Consider the following 18979-nt stretch of genomic DNA (forward strand, 5'->3'; position numbering starts at 1 on the left):
CGGTGCGCGTGCGCCGGGACCGGTCTCCGGGGCGGCGCGGCGACGCCGGTCGGCCCTGTCGTCCGACGCGCGCGCCCCTCGGGCCTTCGTGCGAACGCGCCAGTCGCGCGCTGCCCCCGCGAGGGACGACGGGACGGCGGCGCGGAGCGAAGACAACAACGACGAGCCACGCGCGCTTCGTGGAAGCCGCGTCCTGAGGTCCTGAATCCATGAGCGTCAGTCACCCCCTCACCCAAGCGCAAGCGGCCATGTGGCTCGACCACGAGAGGGATCCGCAGAGCACCGTCAACAACACGGCGGAGCGCATCGAGCTGCGCGGGCCGCTCGACCTCGATCGGCTCAGGCAGGCGCTCATCGCCATGCAGGGCGAGGCGGAGGCCCTGCACATCCGCTTCTTCGAGCAGGACGGCGAGCCCCGCCAGCGCCTCGGGGAGGCGGCGCAGCCCCCGATCGCGCTGCGCGATCTGACCGGCGCGGAGGACCCGCGGCGCGCGGCCGACAGGGAGATCCTGGCGCGGCTCGACGAGCCCTTTTCGCTCGAGGAGGGGCGGCTCTACGACCAGACCATTTACCGGCTCTCGCCCGATCACCACATCTGGGTCTTCCGCGCTCACCACATCACCCTCGACGGCTACGGCTTCCAGCTCTGCAAGAGCCGGGTCGCCGAGCGCTACCGCGCGCTGGGGGGCGGCGCGCCGCTCTCTCCGCGGTTCGCCGGCTTCGCCCCGGTGATCGCCGAGGACGTCGCTTACCAGGGCTCCGCGCAGGTCGCGCGGGACCGCGAGGCGCTCATGCGCGTTTACGACGGGCTCGATCTGCCGCCGGTGCTGTTCGAGGAGCTCGGCCTCCTGCGCGGCAACCGCGCGAGCACGGCGCTGCCCGCGCGGCTCGGCGCGAAGCTCAAGAAGCGGGCGATCGATCTCAAGACCAGCTGGCCCAACCTGCTCTTCGGCATGGTGGCCGCGTTCCACGCGCGCCTGACCGGGGAGCGCGACGTGCTCCTCGGCGTGCCGGTGATGCAGCGGATGGGCAGCGCCGCGCTCAACGTGCCGTGCATGGCCATGAACATGATCCCCGTCCGCGTCCGCGTCGATCCGGGCGCCCCCCTCCCGGAGCTCGCGCAGCGCGCGCGGCGCGCCTTCGACGGCCTGCGCGCCCACCAGCGGTACCACTACCTGCACCTCTGGCGCGACATGGATCACAAGCGCCTGTTCGGCCCCGAGGTGAACGTCATCCCGTTCAACGCGCCGCTCGACTTCGGCCCCGAGCTCGAGGCGACCGTGACGAACGTCGCTTCCGGCCCGGTGGAAGACCTCTCCTTCGCCTTCTCCAGCTGGGGAGACGACATCCACTTCACGCTCGACGGGCACCCGTCGCTCTACGATCGGGCCACCCTCGAGGGGCACCAGCAGGCGTTCGTGGCGGCGCTGGACGAGGGCTGCGACGCGCCCGCCGCGGCCACGCTGGCGTCATGAGCGCCGCCCGGGGACCGCGCGGGGGCCGGGGCGCCGCCGCGACACGGGAGGCGGCCCACGGCCGGGCGCGAGGCGATCATGGCTAGCGCGCGCTCCGAGCGGACGATCCTGCTCCTCGTCGCGGCGGTCCAGTTCGTCAACCTCCTCGACGTCATGATGGTCATGCCGCTCGGGCCGGACCTCGCCGCGGCGCTCGGCATCCCGCTGTCCGATCTCGGCCTCGTCGGCGGCAGCTACACCGCGGCCGCGGCGCTCTCGGGCGTCGCCGGCGCGTTCTTCCTCGACCGGTTCGACCGGCGCAGCGCGCTCGCGGTCGCGATGCTCGGCCTCGTCGTCGCCACGGCGGCGGGCGGCCTCGCCACCGGGCTCTCGACCCTGCTCGCGGCGCGCGTCCTCGCCGGCGCCTTCGGGGGGCCCGCGGCGGCGATCTCCCTCTCGATCGTCGCCGACGTCATCCCGCCCGAGCGGCGCGGCAAGGCCATGGGCGTCGTCATGGGCGCCTACTCGTTCGCCGCGGTGCTCGGCGTGCCGGCCGGGCTGGAGCTCGCGCGGCGCGGCGGCTTCCAGGTGCCGTTCTTCGCGGTCGCCGGCCTCGGGGTCCTCGTCGCGGGGCTCGCGACCGCGCTCCTGCCCTCGATGCGCGGCCACATCGGCGGCGCGGCGGCGCCGGGGAGCGCCCTCCGCGAGCTCCGCGCCTTGCTCGGCCGCCCGCTCGTCGCGCGCTCGTACCTGGCGACCACGGCCCTGATGATGGCGTCGTTCCTGATCATCCCGAACATCTCGGCCTACGTGCAGAACAACCTCGGCTACCCGCGCGAGCGGCTCGGCCTGCTCTACCTCGCGGGCGGCGCGCTCAGCTTCGTCGTGATGCGCACGGCGGGCCCGCTGCTCGACCGGCTCGGCGCGTTCCGCACGAGCCTCTCCGGCGCGGCGCTGCTCGTGGCCGTCCTCTACGCCGGGTTCCACGCGTACGTGCCGGGGCTGCCCGTGCTCGCGGTGTTCGTCGGCTTCATGACCGGCACGACGATCTGCAACATCTCCTACAGCACGCTCGCCTCGAAGGTGCCGCTCCCCTCGGAGCGGGCGCGCTTCGCCTCGATGCAGTCGGCGGTGCAGCACCTCGCGTCCGCGCTCGCCGCGTTCGTGTCCGCCAGGATGCTCCGCGAGCTCCCGGACGGGCGCCTCGACGGCATGGGCGGCGTGGCCGCGCTGGCGATCGCCTGCGCGCTCGTCTTCTGCCCGCTGCTGCTCTGGATCGAGCGCCGGGTCGCCCTCGCGGGCCGCGCCGGGCCGGCGCTCGCCGCGCGGCCGGCCGGGTCGCTCAGCCGCCCTCCTCGCCCGTGAGCTGCGCGAGCGCGCGCTCCAGGTGCGACAGCCCTGCGGCGCCCGCGGATCGCGCCCGCAGCTTCCCCTCGCCGTCGAACAGGAAGTAGGCCGGCCAGAGGCCGCCCGTCTGGAAGCGGTCGCCGATCGCGTGCGCGTTGTCGATGGCGACCGGCTCGTCCATGCCGCTCTCCGCCACGGCGGCCTCCACCCCGTCGACGCGCGTGTCGGACTCCTGGCGAGGCATGTGGACCGAGACGAAGCGGACGCCGCGCGGCCCGTATTTGTCCTTCCACGCGCGCAGGGTGGGCAGGTTGTCCTTGCAGAGCGAGCACGACACCGCCCAGAAATGCACGACGACCGGCGCGCCCTCGAGCGCGGCGGGCGTGGGCTCGCCGTGCAGCCAGCGCGTCGCGCCCTCGAACGAGGGCATCGGCGCGCCGCTAGGCAGCACGGCGCTTCTCCGCCGCGATCTCGATCGTGTCCTTGCCCGGCTTCCAGTCGGACGGGCACAGGCCGCCGGTCTGGAGCGCCGCGAGCACGCGGAGGGTCTCGTCGGTCGAGCGGCCGATGTTGAGCGAGTGGATCACGGCGTACTGGAGGATGCCCTTGGGATCGACGATGAAGAGCCCGCGCAGCGCCGCGTGGACGCCCTCGATGAGGACGCCGTACCTGCGCGCCACCTCGCCCGAGTGGTCGGCGGCGATCGGGTAATTCACGCCCGCGATGCCGTTCTGCTCCCGGGGCGTCATCGCCCAGGCCCGATGGGTGTAGGTCGTGTCGGTCGAGCAGCCGAGGAGGCTCGTGCCGAGCTGATCGAAGTCGGCGCGCCGATCGGCCAGGGCGAGGATCTCGGTCGGACAGACGAAGGTGAAGTCCATCGGATAGAAGAAGAAGAGGAGCCACCGGCCGCTGTGATCCGACAGGGAGACCGTGAGATCGTGGCGGTTCGGGGCGGCGGGATCGAACACGGGGAGCGTGAACGCGGGGGCGGGCTCACCCACTCTGGCGATGGACATGATTCCTCCGTGGGCCTCGTCGAGCGCGAGCTCGCTCGGCCGGCGCGCTGGCAATTGCGTCGATCGATGACGTCGATCGATGGCGTCGACGCCGAGGTCGTGGTGCCGGTGCCCGCGGCGTCAACGGCGGCGCGCTGGGCCGCCGGCGCGGGCGACCGGGGCGGCGCGGCGGGCGGGCGATCCGGGCGCGCTCACGGCGCGGGCGGCGGGAGCGACGCGTCGGCCGGCGCGACGCCGGCGGCGACCGCGGGGTGGTCCTCGCCTTCGCGCGCCCCCGCCGCCTGCGTGACGAACAGCAGCGAGAACCCGGGATGGGCGGCCACCCAGGGCGCGCGGGGCGCGAGCGCGGAGGACGCGCCGAACACCGGCGCCGCCGCGCGCTGGAGCGGCCCGTCGTGACCGAAGCGGGCCGCGAGGCCGATCGCGGAGCGGCCTGCGCTGTCGCGGCCGGCGTAGTAGACGCGCAGGCTCGGGCGGCCCGTGGCGGAGACGGCGAGCACCGGCGCGGGGTCGAAGACGGCGGCGCTGTCGAAGGGCTCGTCCTCGCCCGCGCTCGCGCCGGCGGCCGGCAGGGGCGCCGGCGCGAGCGCGGGGCCGTCGCCGACGCGCTCCCAGGCGAGGCCGTCGTCGCTGCGCGCCTCGCCCACGAAGGAGGCGCCCCCCTCGCCCGCGACGACGTAGAACATCCGGAGCGAGCCGTCGGGCAGGCGGACCACGCCGGGGCTGCCGGGAATGGCGCCGCGCTCCCAGCCGCCGTCGCCGGGCGCGGTCGGCGCGAGCACGGGCGCCGGCTCGCGCGCGAAGGCGACGCCGCCTTCGCTGCGGGCGAGGCCGATGCCGCCCTCCGCCGCGTAGTAGAGCCAGATCTCGCCGCCCACGAGGAGCGCCGAAGGGGCCGCCACCGTGCCGCCTTCCCAGGGCAGCTCCGGCGCGAGGACCGTCACCGGCGATCGCCCGAACGAGCGGCCGTCCGCGGCCTCGTAGCGGACGATCGCGTTCGGCGGGGCGCGTGGATCCGGCGGGGCGTCCTCGGGGCGGAGCGTGGCGGCGAAGAAGCCGGCGGCCGCGGGCGTCGAGGGATCGCCGTCGAGATCGACCACCGAGGCGTCGCGCGCGAAGCGCTCGTCGTCGTTCATGACGTGCGGGGCCGCCCTGGAGTTGCCGAGCTCTTCCTGGTCGATCTCCCGGAACGGCCCGGCGAGCGCGTTCGGCACGCTGCCCTCGTCGGCCTCCTCCGAAGGGAGCGTTGCGCAGGAACCGAGCGGCCACGGAACCGCGCAGAGGGCGAGCGCTCGAGGGAGGAGCAGCAGCATCGGCAAGCGCGGGCCGAGGCGTGGTGCAGGCCAGCGTGGGCCCCGAGGTTCATGGATGGGCATGCGGGTCGGGTCCTGGAGCACCAATCAACCATAGTGCATCCCCGCAGGGAGCGGCCTGCGAGGGCGGACGGCTCCTCCCCTCTCCTCTTGGCGACCATCGCGTCCGGGCGTCTTTCTCTAACCGCCCACGGGATCGCGTCCCTGATAGATTCGAGGACTTACGAGCCCATCGCCGGTTGCCCCATCAGCTCATCGGTCTCGCAAGCACGCGGAATCGTTGATTTTATCAATCCAACCCGCTGCCTGCCCGCGCTGGCCGAGGCCATCCAGGCGCAGATGCCCACGTGGAGTCGGTTCGAGGGAGATAGTCACCGGGCGGTGAAGCCGCCGTCGATGAGGAGGGTGGTCCCGGTGATGAGCGACGCGGCGGGCGACGCGAGGAAGACGACGGCGCCCGCCACGTCGACGGGCTCGCCGACGCGCCCGAGGGGGATCCTCGACAGGAGATCGTCTCGAAACGCCTCGTCTTTGAGCCATTTGACGGTGCCCGGCGTCCGGATGAACGTCGGGGCGACCGCGTTCACGTTGATGCCGTACCTGGCCCACTCGACCGCGAGGCATTTGGTCAGGTGCGCGATCCCTGCCTTGGTCATGCAGTAGACCGACTCGGTCGGTAGACCGACGAACCCCGCCTGCGAGCTCAGGTTCACGATCTTGCCGCCGCGGTTCTTGATCATCGTCCGCCCGACCTCCTGGCTCACGAAGAACGTGCCCTTGATGTTCACCGCGACGGTGAGATCGAAGTCCTCTTCGGTCACGTCTTCTGCGGGGTTCGGCGGGCCGACCCCGGCGTTGTTGACGAGGATGTCGATGCGACCGAAATGGCGGATCGCTTCGGCCACCGCGCTCCTGATCTCCGACGTGCGCGTCACGTCCATTTGCAGCGGGAGCGCGCGTCGGCCGAGGGCGCGTATGGCCTCGGCGAGCTCCCCCGCTGAGCCGATCTCGCGCAGGCCAAGGGCGACGTCCGCGCCGGCGTGCGCGAGGGCGAGCGCGCATGCGTTCCCGAGTCCGCGGGCGGCCCCGGTGACGAGCGCTACCTGACCCTTCAGATCGAAGCGGGGTGCTTCGCCTGATGATGAAGAAGGTGCATCCGTTGGCATGAGGTCGTCTCGCAAGAACGGGAGCTCGCGTCAAGCGCGCGGCAGCGGAAGTTGGCCGCCGCCTCGCGCGCGGAACACCACTGCGGCAGATGACACGGAATCCACTTGCTCTCGTCCAGCGACGGGCCGGAAAACTCGTCATGAAACTCGAGCAGATAGCCGGGCTTTTCGATCGGATTGGCAGGAAAGTCCGCTTGCATAAAAAAAATAAGAAAAGCAAAACGGTCCGGATGTCAAAGTTGCACGACCCCGCAGGTGGTGAATCGACATTCCGGCGAAGAACCATCGAGTGCCGCGGCCACCGGCGATTCCCGCGCGATTCACCTCGTTTATGGGATCAGAACGCAGCCGTCACCGTCGCTCCAAGGTTCACCATCGTGCCGTCCGCTCTGTAATCCCCGACGAAATCGGCCGGATTGTCCTTCTCCACCACCACTTCCGGCAGCACGGACAGCTGCCCGTGCACATCGATCCGGAGCGAGCCCGGCAGCTCCGGCAGAGGCCGATTCAAGACCACGCCCGCCCCCAGCGAGAGCGTGTGCCGATCTGCGTCGATGTAGTTCGTCACCCCCCGCTGCGGCGGGACCGGCGAGCGCTCGTAGACGTATCCCGCACGGATCGGGATCTCGATCGCGGGCCGCGCGCCGCCCTGCGCGCCCTGCCCGGCCACCTCGCGCGGGCTCCCCGCCGCGGCGATCACGTACTCGACGCCCAGCCGCGGCACGAGCCGATCCTCGAACCGGAGCGGCACCACGGACGTGGGCCTCGGATCGTCGGGAAGATCGAGCGGCACCTCCGGGGGCGGCGACGCCTCGAGGTGCGCGCGCGCCCTCGCCACCGGGCTCTCGTAGGCCGACCAGTTCACCCACGTGACGTCGAGGTTCACCCGCAGGCCCCGGATCCGCTGGAAGCTCGCCCCCACGACGACCTGCTGCGGCAGGAACGCGTCGACCGTGCGCGACTCGAGCTCATAGAGGAGCGGCACCTCGATGCCCGCGAAGTCGACGACCCCCTGCAGCCGCGCGTCGATCGACAGCGGGAGCTTCGCCTCCCCGCGGTAGACGAGCCCGACGAAGCCGAGATCCCCGGCGCGCACCCGGGCGCCGAGCTGCGGGTAGCGGATCGACGTGAGATCCGCGTCCACCTCGTGGCGGAGCGCGGAGTCGTAGGGCGACAGCGCGTCGGCGCGGCCCGTCACCGAGAAGCGGCCCCGCGTCGAGGCGAGGAAGGCGACGCCGCCGCCGAGCTCCAGGAACGGGAACGGGCGCACCGCGATGTTCGCGGCGAGGAACAGGATCGAGAGCCGGTCGTCGTAGAGCTCCCAGCGCGGCGTCTCCTGGCGGATCGCCTTGATCCGCGACAGCCCGTCGTCCGGCAGGAACGTCGCCAGCCCGAACGCGAACGGGACGCCGAGCACCTCGCCCGGCGCGACGAGGCCGCCCGACAGCCCGTGGACATCGCGCGCGCCGCTGTCGCGGCCGTTCGTGCGCAGGCCGTTCGACGCGTGGCTGTAGCCGATCGAGAGGCCGAGCCCCGTCGCGCCGGCGAGGCCCGCCGGGTTGTAGTAGCTCGCCGAGAAGTCTGTCGCGTCCGCCGCGAGCGCGCCGCCCATCGAGGCGCCGCGCGAGCCGAACCCGTACGCGTCGGGCGCGTGCGCGCGCGCTCGCCCGGCGGCCAGCGCGGCCAGCAGCGCGGCGGCGGCGCAGGCGGGCCAGCGCATCAGAACGCCACCCCGAGCGTCGTCCCGCCCGCGACCAGGACGCCCCCCGTGCGCACCGCGCCGGCGCCGCCCGCCCCGCCGCCCGCGGCCGGCGCGCCGCGCTTCTGGTGCGCGCGCGGCAGGAGCAGCTGCACCTCCCCGAACAGGTCCAGCGAGAGCCGAGGCAGCGGCGCGGCGAGCGCGAGCCCGTAGCCGAGCGAGAGCGCGACGCGCGCGTTGTCGTAGAGGTTCGACGCGCCCGTCTGCTCGGGCGCCGGTGACGGCTCGAGGTACGCGCCGCCGCGCGCGTGCGCCGTGGCCCCCGGCCGCAGCGCGAGGCTGCGCTCCACGCCGACGTGCGGCACGACCGTGTCCGAGTACCCCGGAGCCGCGGGCGCCGGCGCCCCGCACGGGCCGGCGAACGGCTCGCCCGTGGCGGGGTCGACGTCCGGGCAGCGCACCGTCGCCTCGACCGGGCCGGGGTACGCCGACCAGCGCTTGTACGTCGCGCCGATCGCCACCTTCCAGGGGCCCTCCACGCGCGCCACCTCGAGCGCGACCTGCGCCGGATCGTACTGCGCGATCCCCGCGATGTGGAGCGGCGGCACGGCGATCCCCCCGAGATCCTCGGCGTGGATGACGACGTCGAAGCGCCCGGCGAGCTCGCCGCGGAACGTGGCCCCGACGCGGTACGCGCCGATGTCGTAGCTCGCGCCGAGGATGGGCCCGTAGCTCGCGACGAGGGTGTCCTCGACCAGCGTGCCCACGCGGCCGGACGCGTCGGTCGCCACCGTCACCGAGCCGGACAGCGCCGCCAGCGCGGCGAAGCCGGCGCCCACCCGGACGCCGTGGCCGAGCGACGCGCCGAGCGCCGCCTGCGCCGCGACCGACTGGGTCCGGTCCGCGACCGGGAACTGCGGCGTCTCCGGGTAGAGGATCCGCCCGCGGACCACCACGTCGAACGGCGCGAAGAAGCCGAGGCCGATCGTCACGCGATCCGCGAGCGCGCCGCCGAACGGGATCGGCACCGTGGCGCCGATCAGGCTGCCGCGCAGCGGCGCGTACGAGAGCCGCCGGCCGCCCGCGCGGAGGTCGAAGATCGCGCCCTCGAGCCCCAGGGTGAGCCGGCGCTCGCGCGACAGCGACAGGAGCGCCGGGTTCGCGTAGACGGCCTCGTAGCCCTCCGCGATCGCGGCGCCGGTCGCGCCCATGGCGCTCGCGCGCGCGCCGAAGCCGAGCACGTCCTCCGGCGACGCCCGCGCGGCGCCGGCCGGCGCGAGGGCGAGCCCCGCCGCGACGAGGGGCGCGAACCCGCGCCGCATCCAGCGGATCGGGCGAAGCATGCGCGGGCGACCGTAGACTGGGCCGCCCTGGCGCGCTAGTCGGTATCCGCCGTGGATCTCCGCCCTCGAAGCAGCTCGGACGAACGTCGCCCTCGCCTCGCCCTCCAGGCCGTGCTGCCGGAGGAGCTCGCCGGCGCGTGCGGCATCGACCTCACCGACGCGCGCCGCATCGTCTCGCTGGCGCACCGCCTCGGGGAGCTGCCCGCGCGCGCGCCCGCGACCGTCCGGCGCGCCGCGCTCGAGGCCGCGCGCTCGGCGGGCGAGATCAGGACGCTCGCGCTCGTGGAGCGGCGCGCGAGCGCCGAGGATCCGTTCGTGAAGTACGCGTTCCGTCTGGAGGACGGCGCGACGATCGAGTCGGTGCGCATCCCGCTCGAGCGGCCGGGGCGGTACTCGGCGTGCGTGAGCTCGCAGGTCGGCTGCGCGCTCGCCTGCGCCTTCTGCGCCACGGGGCGCATGGGCCTCGCGCGCAACCTGGAGGCCTGGGAGATCGTCGAGCAGGTGCGGCTCATCCGCCGGGATCTCGGCGCCACCGTGGGCGGCGGTGCGCGCGTGCACGGCGTGCTGTTCCAGGGCATGGGCGAGCCGCTCGCCAACGCCGATCGCGTCATCCAGGCGATCCGGGTGCTCTCGGAGCCGAGCGCGCAGGCGATCGACATGCGCAACATCACGGTGTGCACGGCGGGGCTCCCGTCGGGGATCCGGCGGCTCGCGGCCGAGGTCCCGGGCGTGCGGCTCGGCCTCTCGCTCGGCTCGGTGCGGCCCGGCAGGCGGCGCCACCTGATGCCGATCGACGGCGCGCACCCGCTCGACGAGGTCCTCGCCGCCGTGGGCGAGCACGCGCGCGCGACCGGGCACGCGCCGATGTGGGCGTACACGCTGCTCGCGGGCCAGAACGACGCGGACGAGGACGCCGCGAGCCTGGCCGCGCTCGCCCGCGGCTTCGCCGCGGAGCACGGCATCTCTCCTCGGCTCAGCCTCATCCCCTACAACGCGATCGGCGCGGCCGACGGTCCCCTGCCCTCGCCCGGCGGCGCCGAGGGCGGCGCCGCGCCGGCCGATCCGTTCGCGCGCTCGGCGCGGCTCGATGCGTTCCGCGCGGTCCTCTCCGCCGCCGGCGTCGGCTCGATCGTGCGCTACTCGGGCGGCGGCGACGTCGGCGCGGCCTGCGGGCAGCTCGCGCGGCCTCCGGCGGAGGCGCAGCGGCCAGGCGGCCGCCGGGCGTCCCCCCGGCCCGGCGCGGCGGCGGAGGCTGCCGCCGTCGGGCCGAACGCGCCGCCGCGGCCGGCGTGAGGGTCGCTATGGATCCCCGCTCCCGCGCGCGCTAGCTTGCGCCCGTGTTCGGCTTCAGCTTCGGCGAGGTAATGGTGCTCGTCATCGTGGGCATCATCGTGGTCGGCCCACGACGGTTGCCCGCGATGATGCGGACGGCGGGGAGCTGGATCGCCAAGATCCGCCGCATGACCACCGAGCTCCGGACGCAGAGCGGCATCGACGACCTGATCCGCCAGGAGGGCCTGGAGCGCGAGCTCCGCGAGCTCCGCGCGCTCTCGCGGGTCAACGTGATCGAGACGCTGGTGAAGCCCGTCATCGACGCCGGCACCATCGGCACGGTCGTCTCGGCGACGCCGCGCGTGAGGCCGCCGGAGCCCGAGCCCCCGCCGCCGCCGGACGTGCCGCCGCCGCCGCAGAACGTGCCGCCGCTCCGCGAGCGCGAGTACCCGGTCCTCGGCTGCGACGCCTACGGCGCCGAGATCGACGAAGCGCCCAAGCCGGCGGACGCGGCGGAGGGCGAAGCCGCCGCTGCGCCGGCGGAGGGCGGAGGCGCCGCTGCGAGCGGCGCTGCGGGCGCGGAAGGCGCGGCGAGCACGGCGGCGCCGGCGGCCGCGGCAGCGCCGCAGGGCGCGGCGAGCACGGCAGGGTCCGCGGCGGCGCAGGAGACCGCGGCGGCACAGGAGACCGCGGCGGCGCAGGAGACCGCAGCGACGGGGAACGGAGCGGCGTCATGAGCCAGGAGCAGGCGGCGGCGAAGAGCGGTTCCCCGGGGGCGGCCGGCGCGTCCAGCGGCGCGGAGGACGACCCCAACGAAGACAAGCCGATGTCGTTCTGGGAGCACCTCGACGAGCTGCGGAAGCGGCTCGTCCGGAGCATCCTCGTCTTCTTTGCGGCCTGCATCGCCGGGTGGGAGGTGCGCGAGAAGCTCCTGCACTACCTGACCATCCCGTTCGTGGATGCGTGGCGGGAGCAGAACCTGCCGGGCAACCCCTCGCTCCACTTCGGCGCGCCCGCGGCCGCGTTCGTCGCTTACTTCAAGCTGTCGATGATCGGCGGCGCGGCGCTGGCCTCGCCGTTCATCTTCTACCAGCTGTGGGCGTTCGTCGCGCCGGGCCTCTACGCCCGCGAGAAGCGGTACGTCATCCCGTTCGTCCTGTTCTCGACGATCCTGTTCGTGGGCGGCGGCCTGTTCGGCTGGCGCGCGGCCTTCCCGATCTCCTTCGGCTACTTCCTCAGCATGGCCGGCACGCTCGACGGCGGCGGGGTGACGATCACGCCGACGGTGATGATGGGCGACTACCTGGACTTCGTTGCCCAGCTCCTGCTCGGCTTCGGGATCATCTTCGAGATCCCGCTCATCGTGCTGTTTCTCTCGATCGCGGGCATCGTCAACTACCTGCAGCTCATCCTGTTCGGCCGCTGGTTCGTGTTCGCCGCCTTCGTCCTTGCGGCCATCCTGACGCCGCCGGACATCACCAGCCAGCTCGTCATGGCCGTGCCGATGTGCCTCCTCTACGTGCTCTCGATCGGGCTCGCGTACGTCTTCGGCAAGCCGCCGACGGACGACCAGCGCGCCGCGTACAAGAAGCGCAAGCAGAAGGAAGTCTCCGAGGGGTGACGTCGGGCGCGGCGCGGACATCGCAGGCAGCCCCGCCTCCGCGCCTCGTCGGTGTCCCAGGGTGACGAACGGGTCGGCTGACGGCGCATGCCGCGCGCCGTCAGGGCCGCGGCTCAGGCCGCGGGCGCGATCGCCGGGGGCGCCGTCTTCCGGCTCCGCGCCACGTGGATCGCGATCGCGGCGCCGATCACCGCGACCCCGATGAGCTGCGACGTGGACAGGCCGAGGAGGCCGCCGCGGTCGTCGGCGCGCGCGAACTCGAGCGTGAAGCGCCCGAGCGCGTAGAGGCCGAGGAACGTCGCGAAGACCTGCCCGTCGTACCGCTTCCGCCCGTGCACGTAGAGCAGGCAGATCGCCGCGATGGCGAACGACATGGCCGACTCGTAGATCTGCGTCGGGTGCACGGGGTGCGACGGCAGCCGCGCGCTCGCGAGCTCGTGCAGCTTGAACTGCGCCTCGCTCGCGGGGCTGTTCGGCGGGAACGAGAGCCCGAGCGCCCCGTCGGTGCGCTGGCCGAAGCAGCAGCCGGCGAGCAGGCAGCCCATCCGCCCGAACCCGAGGCCCAGCGGGACGGCGAAGCCCGCCATGTCCGCCGCCTTCCAGAACGGGAACCGATCGCGCTTCAGCAGCCAGTACGCCATCGCCGACGCGCCGATGAAGCCGCCGTAGTACGTCAGGCCGCCCGCCCAGAACTTCGCCCACGCGAGGCAATCGCGCTCGGTCGGGTGGCAGACCCCCTTCGCGGCGTCCCAGACGCCGTGGTACCGCGGCTCGCACAGCGCCTGCTCGACCTTCCAGTCGACCAGCGACGGATCGGTGCACAGGTGCACGTAATCCCAGAAGTATCCGTCGGCGATGACGTGGAGGAGCCGGCCGCCGACGACGCCGGCCAGGAGGCAGGCGAGCCCCAGGTCGACGATCACGTCCGGATCCTCGCCGATGCGCCGCGCCCACAGGGCGCCGATCGCAGTCGCGAAGAGGAAGCCGGTCAGCAGCAGCAGGAAGTAGGCGGGGAACGCGACGTCGAGCAGGCGGAACAGCTCGGGCCGCATGGTCAGCCCGCCGACGCCTTCGCCCCGGTCGCCCCGGAGGGCTTCCTCGCGAGCTCGGGGCGCTGAGGGGAGAACATGTCGATCGCCATCAGCCCGACGCCCACGACGATCGCGATGTCGGCCACGTTGAACGTCGGCCACACGAACGTCGGCGTGAACCGCACCTGGATGAAGTCGATGACGTACCCGTAACGGATCCGATCGACGAGGTTCCCGAGCGCGCCGCCGAGCACCAGTGGCAGCCCCCACCTGAGCGCGATCTGCGAAGGGTGGAGCTTGCGGTACAGCGAGACGATGAAGACGATCGCGGCGAGCGAGACAAGGAGGAAGAACGGACGGCGGATCGCCTCGCTCTCGTCGCCCAGGATGCCCCAGGCCCCGCCGTGGTTCTTCGCGAAGATCAGGTTCAGGTGGTCCTTGATGACCTCGATCTTCCGGAGCGCGAGCGGCCGGGGCGCCTCGGCGAGGTCCGCGAGCGCCCGCGGCTCCAGCCGGTCCTTGGCCCACCACTTCGTGCCGAGATCGGCGGCCAGCGTGACGGCCGACACGACGAGCAGGAACACGTACGACGGCCGGTAGGTGGGCTTCGCCGGCGCGACGACGTCGTCGGCGTCCTCCTCCAGCGACGGGCCGCGCCCCTCGGGGTCGCGCTCGCCGGCGGCCAGGGGCGCGCCTTCGGGCGCCTTCACGGGCGCGGCGCGGTCCGGCTCCGCATCGGCACCCTCGGTCTTCACGGCAGCATCTCGCGGCGTGGCGTCTTCAGTCATGCGGAGCGCGTTCCTCTACGACAAACCGAGCTCTCCGGCAAAGGCTTCCCTCCGGGCGCGCCGTCTCGCCCGTCTGCCCCCGTGCGCCCTCGCCCGTCTCGCGCGTCGCCATGCCGTGCCCGTCGGGCGTGTGCGCGCAGCCGCGCTGTCGCCGCGCGCCACGCGCCGCGCTGCGCGCCACGCGCCGCGCCGCACGCCACGCGCCGGCGGCTTCGGCCCTTCAGCCGGCCGGCGGGGCGGGCGGAGGCGCTTCCGTCGATAGCGGAGGGGCGGCGTCGCCGCCCGCCGGGCTGCCGGCCGCGCCGCTCGGATCCGACGAGGGAGCGCTCGCGTTGCGGGCGGAGGCGATCATGTCCGTGGACATGAGGATGACGCCGGCGACGATGGCGATGTCGGCGACGTTGAACGTCGGCCAGTGAAACTCCTGACCGCCGCGGATCACGTACACGTCGATGAAGTCGATGACCCAGCCGTAGCGGATCCGGTCGACCAGGTTGCCCATCGCGCCGCCGAGCGCCAGCGCCAGCCCCCACTTCATCGCGGCCTGGTTCTTGTGCACGCGGCGGTAGATCGAGACGATGAAGACGATCGCCGCGGCGGAGACGAACAGGAAGAACGGCCGCCGCAGGCCGTCCGGGAGGCTGCGGAGGAAGCTCCAGGCGCCGCCCGGGTTCTGCGCGAAGATGAAATCCAGGTGGTCCGGGATGACCGTGAAGATCTTCGGGCCCGACCGCTTCGGGTCGAATCCGGCGAGCCGCGCGTGCGCCCACGCCTTCGTCGCCAGATCGGCGGCGCACGAGACGAGCGACACGACGGCCAGGAAGGCGAGCGAGGCGCGCTCGCCTCGGGGGAGCTCGTCCGGGAGGAGTGCAGCGGGCGACGCCTGCGGTGCGCCAGAGGACATCACCTCGCTTCTACGCGATGGCGCCGCGCGGAGCAAACGGCCCGGAGCGGGCAGGGCGCCGCGCGGCGGACGCGGTTCACCGCCCGTTCAGGATCGTCAGCGAGCGCTCCGGGGCGCGCGCCCGGGCGGGCGCCGTCTGCGGCTTCGGCGGCGTGCCCGGCTCGAACGGCTCTGCCGCGTCGCCCGGCGGCGCCCGCTTCCTCCGCAGCGCGAGCTGCACCTCGGCGTACGCTTGGAGGGCCGCGCCCCGCTGCCGCTCCGCGGCCGCCGTGCGCCCGAGCGCGTCGGCCAGCTGCGCCCGACGATCCGCGAGGTACGCGAGATCCCTCGCCTCGGCGAACTCCCTCCCCGCGGCGAACGCGCGCTCCGCGCGCTCCAGCACCTCGCCGGCGCCCTCCAGGTCCGCGGCCGCGAGCTCCGCCGCCGCGCCCGCTCGGGCGCGCGCGTAGCTCTCCCGCGCGCTGATGAGCTCCTTCGGCGGCAGCGGGGCGCTCGCGCACCCCAAGAGGCCGCCGAGGAGCAGCATGGCCACCGTCGTGGCCGCCATCCTCGGGTTGCATCGCATGGTTCCGCGCCTCCTCCCGCGAGCCCCTACCGGAGCCGCTCCTGGATGGATCCGACCTCGCCGACCGCCTCGCGCGCGCGCGCCTGGGCCCGCGCCTCGCGCGCGAGGGCCATGGCGAGCTCCGCGTCCGCCTGCGCGCGCAGGAGCATGCGCCGCGCCCGATCGGCCACGCCCTCGGCCGACAGCCGCCTCGCTCGCTCCACCTGCTCCCTGGCGAGGCGCAGGTGGACGTCCGCCAGCGCGACCTCGTCGGCGCCGACCTCCTCGGCGGCCCGGATCATCTCCTCCGAGGCGACGACCCGCTCGCCGAACGTCGCCGTGCGCGCGGCGCACCCCGCCGCCGACGCGCCGAGGAGCGTCAGGATCACTGCCTTTCTCATGTGCGACACCTCGTGGCCGGCCCCGGACGAGCGATCGCCCGGAGCTGGCGGGTCAAAGAGCGATGTGGATCTCGACGCCGGATCTCCGTCGCCGGTCGGCTCTTCCCCAGGCAACCAGCACACCAGGCCTGCCCGCGGTGGGGCTCTGCCTGAGCGCCCCCGCGCGGCGCGCCGCCCGGCGTCCGTCGGTGCAGCAGGATCGCCGAGCGCGCTGAGACGTCGGCTCACGCGCCGTATCCGCGCTTCCCAACCGTTGCGCGCAAACGAGCCATTCGCCGGCGCCGCCGCGCGCCTCGCGAGCAGCGCCTCCACGGCGGCAGGGCCGCCGAGCTCCGAGCTCGCTCGAGGACACGAGCGCTCCCCGCTCCCCTGTACGCGCGCCTGCCCTGCCCGCCGCCGCCCTCCCCCGCGCCAATCCGGCGCGCCGCCCGCCCGGATCGGGTGCGGCACCTTCCCACAGATCTCCCCATCGCGCCCACCTGCGCCCGATCCGGTTGAGCGACACGGCGCATCTGTTTAGTATGCCGGCGTCATGCCGTCGCCCCCCTGGAAGATCGAGACCGGCGTCGAGACCGTCATCGCGTCGTGGCTCGCGTCGGGCTACGTTCGCCCTTGTTTCACCGCGGATCGCGAGCTGCCGCCGGCCGATGCGCGCACCGCGCCGATGCCCGAGGCGCTCTCGCCGGCGCTGCGCGGCGCCCTGGAGCGGCGCGGCATCTCGCGGCTCTACGACCACCAGGCCCGGGCCTTCGCGGCGGCCCGCGCGGCGCGCGGCGCGGCGGAGGCCGCGCAGGCCGGGCGGCACGTGGTCGTCGCGACACCCACGGCGAGCGGCAAGAGCCTCTGCTTCCACCTCCCGGTGCTCGACGCCCTGGCGGAGGGCGCCGCGTCGGGCCAGGGCGGCAGCGCGATCTACCTGTACCCGACCAAGGCGCTCGCCCGGGACCAGGAGGCCGGGCTGCACGCGCTCATCCGCGAGGCGGGGCTCACGATCCCGGCCATCGTCTACGACGGGGACACGCCGGGCGACGCGCGGCGGGCGGCGCGCGAGCGCAGCCCCATCGTCATGACCAACCCCGACATGCTGCACGCGGGGATCCTGCCGCACCACGCGCACTGGGCGCGGACGTTCCAGCGCCTGCGCTACGTCGTGCTCGACGAGCTCCACACCTACCGCGGCGTGTTCGGCTCGCACGTCGCCCACGTGCTCGCCCGGCTGCGCCGCGTCGCCGCCTTCCACGGCTCGAGCCCGACGTTCCTCTGCGCGACGGCGACCATCGGCAACCCGCGGGCGCACGCCGCGCGCCTCCTGGGCATCGCCGAGGACGAGCTCGAGCTCATCGACGAGTCGGGCGCCCCGCGCGGGCCGCGGCGCTTCTTCTTATACAACCCGCCCGTCGTGAACGCGGAGCTCGGGGTGCGCGCCAGCACCCTGAAGAGCGCGGTCCGCCTCGCCGGGGATCTCGCGCGGGCCCGCGTGCCGACGCTCGTGTTCGGCCAGTCGCGCAACTCGGTCGAGATCATGCTGAAGTACCTGCGCGAGGGCGTCGGCAAGGAGATCGGGGCGGAGGACGCGATCATGGCGTACCGCGGCGGCTACCTCCCGGAGACGCGCCGCCGGGTCGAGCGGGGGCTCCGCGAGGGCGAGATCCTCTGCGTCGTGGCCACGAACGCGCTCGAGCTCGGCATCGACATCGGCGAGCTCGACGCGGTGATCTGCGCCGGCTATCCCGGGTCGGTCGCGGAGACGTGGCAGCGCTTCGGCCGCGCGGGCCGGCGCGGCAAGACGAGCATCGCCGTCCTGTGCGCGACGAGCGCGGCGCTCGACCAGTACCTCGCGAGGAACCCGAGCTACCTGCTCGAGCGCGGGGCCGAGTCGGCCCGGATCGATCCTCACAACACCGAGATCCTGGTGCAGCACCTCAAGTGCGCGGCGTTCGAGCTGCCGTTCCTCAAGGGGGAGTCCTACGCGGCGATGCCGGCGGACGACACCGTCGCGGCGCTCCGCTTCCTCCAGGACAACGGGGTCGTCCACGAGTCGAACGATCGCTTTCACTGGGCGACCGACGCCTATCCGGCGAACCACGTGAGCCTGCGCTCGGTGGGCTGGGACAACTTCGTCATCATCGACAAGGCGCTCGGCAAGACGCTCGCGGAGCTCGACTGGCGCGCCGCGCCCACGATGCTGCACGAACAGGCCATCTACCAGCACGACGGCGAGCAGTATCAGGTCGAGCGGCTCGACTACGAGAACCACAAGGCGTTCGTGACGAAGGTGGTCCCCGACTATTTCACGACCGCGCTCACCCATCGAAAGGTGAGCATCCTCGACGAGAGCGCGAACGCCCCGCTCGGCCGGGCGACCGCCGCGTTCGGCGAGGTGAGCATCGTGGAGAAGGTGGTTGGCTACAAGAAGATCAAGTTCTACACGCACGAGAACACGGGGTATGGCGACGTGCGGCTGCCCGACATCCAGATGCACACGACCTCGTTCTGGCTCACCGTGCCCGAGGCGCTCTGCGAGGAGCTCGGCCTCGGCCGCGCGACCGCGATCGACGGCCTGCGCGGGATCGCGCGGGCGCTGGAGACGGTCGCGACGCTCTCGCTCATGTGCGATCCGCGGGACATCGGCCAGACGCTCGAGGACGGGAGCGAGGCGCGGGCGCCGGACGTCCCGCCCGGCGGCGAGCGGGCCGGGGTCTTCGATCCGACGCTGTTCCTGTTCGACAACGTGCCCGGCGGCGTCGGCCTGTCCGAGCGCATCTACGAGCAGCGCGACGAGCTCCTCGCGCGCACGCGGCAGCTCATCGCGGGGTGCGGCTGCGACCAGACCGGCTGCCCGCTGTGCGTCGGCGCGACGGAGGCCGTCGACGGCAAGCGCAGGCGCGCGGCGCTCGGGCTCCTCCAGATCTTGCTCCACCAGGCGTGAGGCACCGGAGCGAGACGAGATTGAACCGCCAAGTCACCGAGACAAGCGATCTCGGAGCTCTCTCCCCGTCCTTGAGGAATCCCCTACTCCCTGGGTCGACGCGGGCAGAGCGGCGCTCGCCCGCACAGGAGACGGGTCCAGATCGGCGTTT

At 73.5% G+C, this 18979-nt stretch carries 18 protein-coding genes; 6 read left to right on the plus strand and 12 right to left on the minus strand.

Annotated elements, in window-relative coordinates; genetic code table 11:
* The first annotated feature begins 209 nt into the window (after positions 1–209).
* Together NQZ70_RS24215 and NQZ70_RS24220 are read left to right on the plus strand one after the other, a co-directional pair.
* Positions 210–1475 carry a condensation domain-containing protein gene (locus NQZ70_RS24215; RefSeq protein ID WP_129576312.1) on the plus strand — a complete coding sequence of 422 codons (1266 nt, stop codon included), beginning with the start codon at positions 210–212 and terminating at the stop codon, positions 1473–1475.
* 78 nt (positions 1476–1553) lie between these two features.
* On the plus strand, positions 1554–2819 hold the full coding sequence (locus tag NQZ70_RS24220) for an MFS transporter (RefSeq protein ID WP_129576313.1): 1266 nt from the start codon (positions 1554–1556) through the stop codon (positions 2817–2819).
* Here NQZ70_RS24220 and NQZ70_RS24225 read toward each other — a convergent pair.
* From NQZ70_RS24225 to NQZ70_RS24255, 7 genes are all read right to left on the minus strand, one after another.
* Positions 2797–3252 carry a TlpA disulfide reductase family protein gene (locus NQZ70_RS24225; RefSeq protein WP_207217934.1) on the minus strand — a complete coding sequence of 152 codons (456 nt, stop codon included), beginning with the start codon at positions 3250–3252 and terminating at the stop codon, positions 2797–2799. The genes NQZ70_RS24220 and NQZ70_RS24225 overlap by 23 nt on opposite strands.
* A complete protein-coding gene (locus NQZ70_RS24230) occupies positions 3242–3817 on the minus strand; it encodes a peroxiredoxin (RefSeq protein ID WP_129576314.1) in 576 nt (191 codons plus the stop codon). Before NQZ70_RS24230 ends, NQZ70_RS24225 begins: the two co-directional genes overlap by 11 nt.
* A 191-nt stretch (positions 3818–4008) precedes the next feature.
* Positions 4009–5031, minus strand: coding sequence for a hypothetical protein (locus NQZ70_RS24235; protein WP_129576315.1), 1023 nt, complete (start codon positions 5029–5031; stop codon positions 4009–4011).
* Between the two features lie 470 nt (positions 5032–5501).
* Positions 5502–6296 carry an SDR family NAD(P)-dependent oxidoreductase gene (locus NQZ70_RS24240; protein ID WP_129576316.1) on the minus strand — a complete coding sequence of 265 codons (795 nt, stop codon included), beginning with the start codon at positions 6294–6296 and terminating at the stop codon, positions 5502–5504.
* The gene (locus NQZ70_RS24245; RefSeq protein ID WP_165373707.1) at positions 6242–6496 is read right to left on the minus strand and encodes a hypothetical protein; all 255 of its coding nucleotides are present in this window, start codon (positions 6494–6496) and stop codon (positions 6242–6244) included. The genes NQZ70_RS24240 and NQZ70_RS24245 overlap by 55 nt, the downstream gene beginning before the upstream one ends.
* 137 nt (positions 6497–6633) lie before the next feature.
* A complete protein-coding gene (locus tag NQZ70_RS24250; RefSeq protein WP_129576317.1) occupies positions 6634–8016 on the minus strand; it encodes an OmpP1/FadL family transporter in 1383 nt (460 codons plus the stop codon).
* Positions 8016–9338, minus strand: coding sequence for an OmpP1/FadL family transporter (locus tag NQZ70_RS24255; RefSeq protein ID WP_129576318.1), 1323 nt, complete (start codon positions 9336–9338; stop codon positions 8016–8018). The genes NQZ70_RS24250 and NQZ70_RS24255 overlap by 1 nt, the downstream gene beginning before the upstream one ends.
* Before the next feature lie 51 nt (positions 9339–9389).
* Here NQZ70_RS24255 and rlmN point away from each other — a divergent pair, with 51 nt between their 5' ends.
* Genes rlmN through tatC form a run of 3 tightly spaced genes read left to right on the plus strand, consistent with a single transcriptional unit; the run spans position 9390 to position 12231 of the window.
* Positions 9390–10631: a 23S rRNA (adenine(2503)-C(2))-methyltransferase RlmN gene (rlmN, locus tag NQZ70_RS24260; RefSeq protein ID WP_272829078.1), complete on the plus strand. Its 1242-nt coding sequence runs from the start codon at positions 9390–9392 to the stop codon at positions 10629–10631.
* Between the two features lie 44 nt (positions 10632–10675).
* Positions 10676–11347, plus strand: coding sequence for a Sec-independent protein translocase protein TatB (tatB, locus tag NQZ70_RS24265; protein WP_129576319.1), 672 nt, complete (start codon positions 10676–10678; stop codon positions 11345–11347).
* Entirely contained in the window at positions 11344–12231 is an 888-nt protein-coding gene (gene tatC / locus NQZ70_RS24270; protein ID WP_129576320.1) for a twin-arginine translocase subunit TatC, read from the plus strand. The genes tatB and tatC overlap by 4 nt, the downstream gene beginning before the upstream one ends.
* Positions 12232–12344: 113 nt before the next feature.
* Here tatC and NQZ70_RS24275 read toward each other — a convergent pair whose 3' ends face one another.
* The 5 genes from NQZ70_RS24275 to NQZ70_RS24295 all read right to left on the minus strand — a co-directional run bounded on the left by NQZ70_RS24275 (position 12345) and on the right by NQZ70_RS24295 (position 15899).
* Positions 12345–13283 carry a prolipoprotein diacylglyceryl transferase gene (locus NQZ70_RS24275; protein ID WP_129576321.1) on the minus strand — a complete coding sequence of 313 codons (939 nt, stop codon included), beginning with the start codon at positions 13281–13283 and terminating at the stop codon, positions 12345–12347.
* A 2-nt stretch (positions 13284–13285) separates the two neighbouring features.
* On the minus strand, positions 13286–14050 hold the full coding sequence (gene lspA / locus NQZ70_RS24280; protein ID WP_129576322.1) for a signal peptidase II: 765 nt from the start codon (positions 14048–14050) through the stop codon (positions 13286–13288).
* Between the two features lie 220 nt (positions 14051–14270).
* Positions 14271–14954 (minus strand): signal peptidase II, encoded by a 684-nt coding sequence (gene lspA / locus NQZ70_RS24285; RefSeq protein ID WP_129576323.1) that lies wholly within the window; start codon positions 14952–14954, stop codon positions 14271–14273.
* A 76-nt stretch (positions 14955–15030) separates the two neighbouring features.
* Positions 15031–15519, minus strand: a complete 489-nt coding sequence (locus NQZ70_RS24290) for a DUF4398 domain-containing protein (RefSeq protein WP_237245568.1) — start codon at positions 15517–15519, stop codon at positions 15031–15033.
* Positions 15520–15545: 26 nt separating this feature from the next.
* A complete protein-coding gene (locus NQZ70_RS24295) occupies positions 15546–15899 on the minus strand; it encodes a DUF4398 domain-containing protein (protein ID WP_165374133.1) in 354 nt (117 codons plus the stop codon).
* Between the two features lie 532 nt (positions 15900–16431).
* Between NQZ70_RS24295 and NQZ70_RS24300 the strand changes: the two genes are divergently transcribed.
* Positions 16432–18828 carry a DEAD/DEAH box helicase gene (locus NQZ70_RS24300; protein WP_129576324.1) on the plus strand — a complete coding sequence of 799 codons (2397 nt, stop codon included), beginning with the start codon at positions 16432–16434 and terminating at the stop codon, positions 18826–18828.
* The last annotated feature ends 151 nt before the right edge of the window (positions 18829–18979 follow it).

Source organism: Sorangium sp. So ce836 (genome assembly GCF_028553905.1).
GTDB classification, from domain to species: Bacteria; Myxococcota_A; Polyangia; order Polyangiales; family Polyangiaceae; genus Sorangium; species Sorangium cellulosum_D.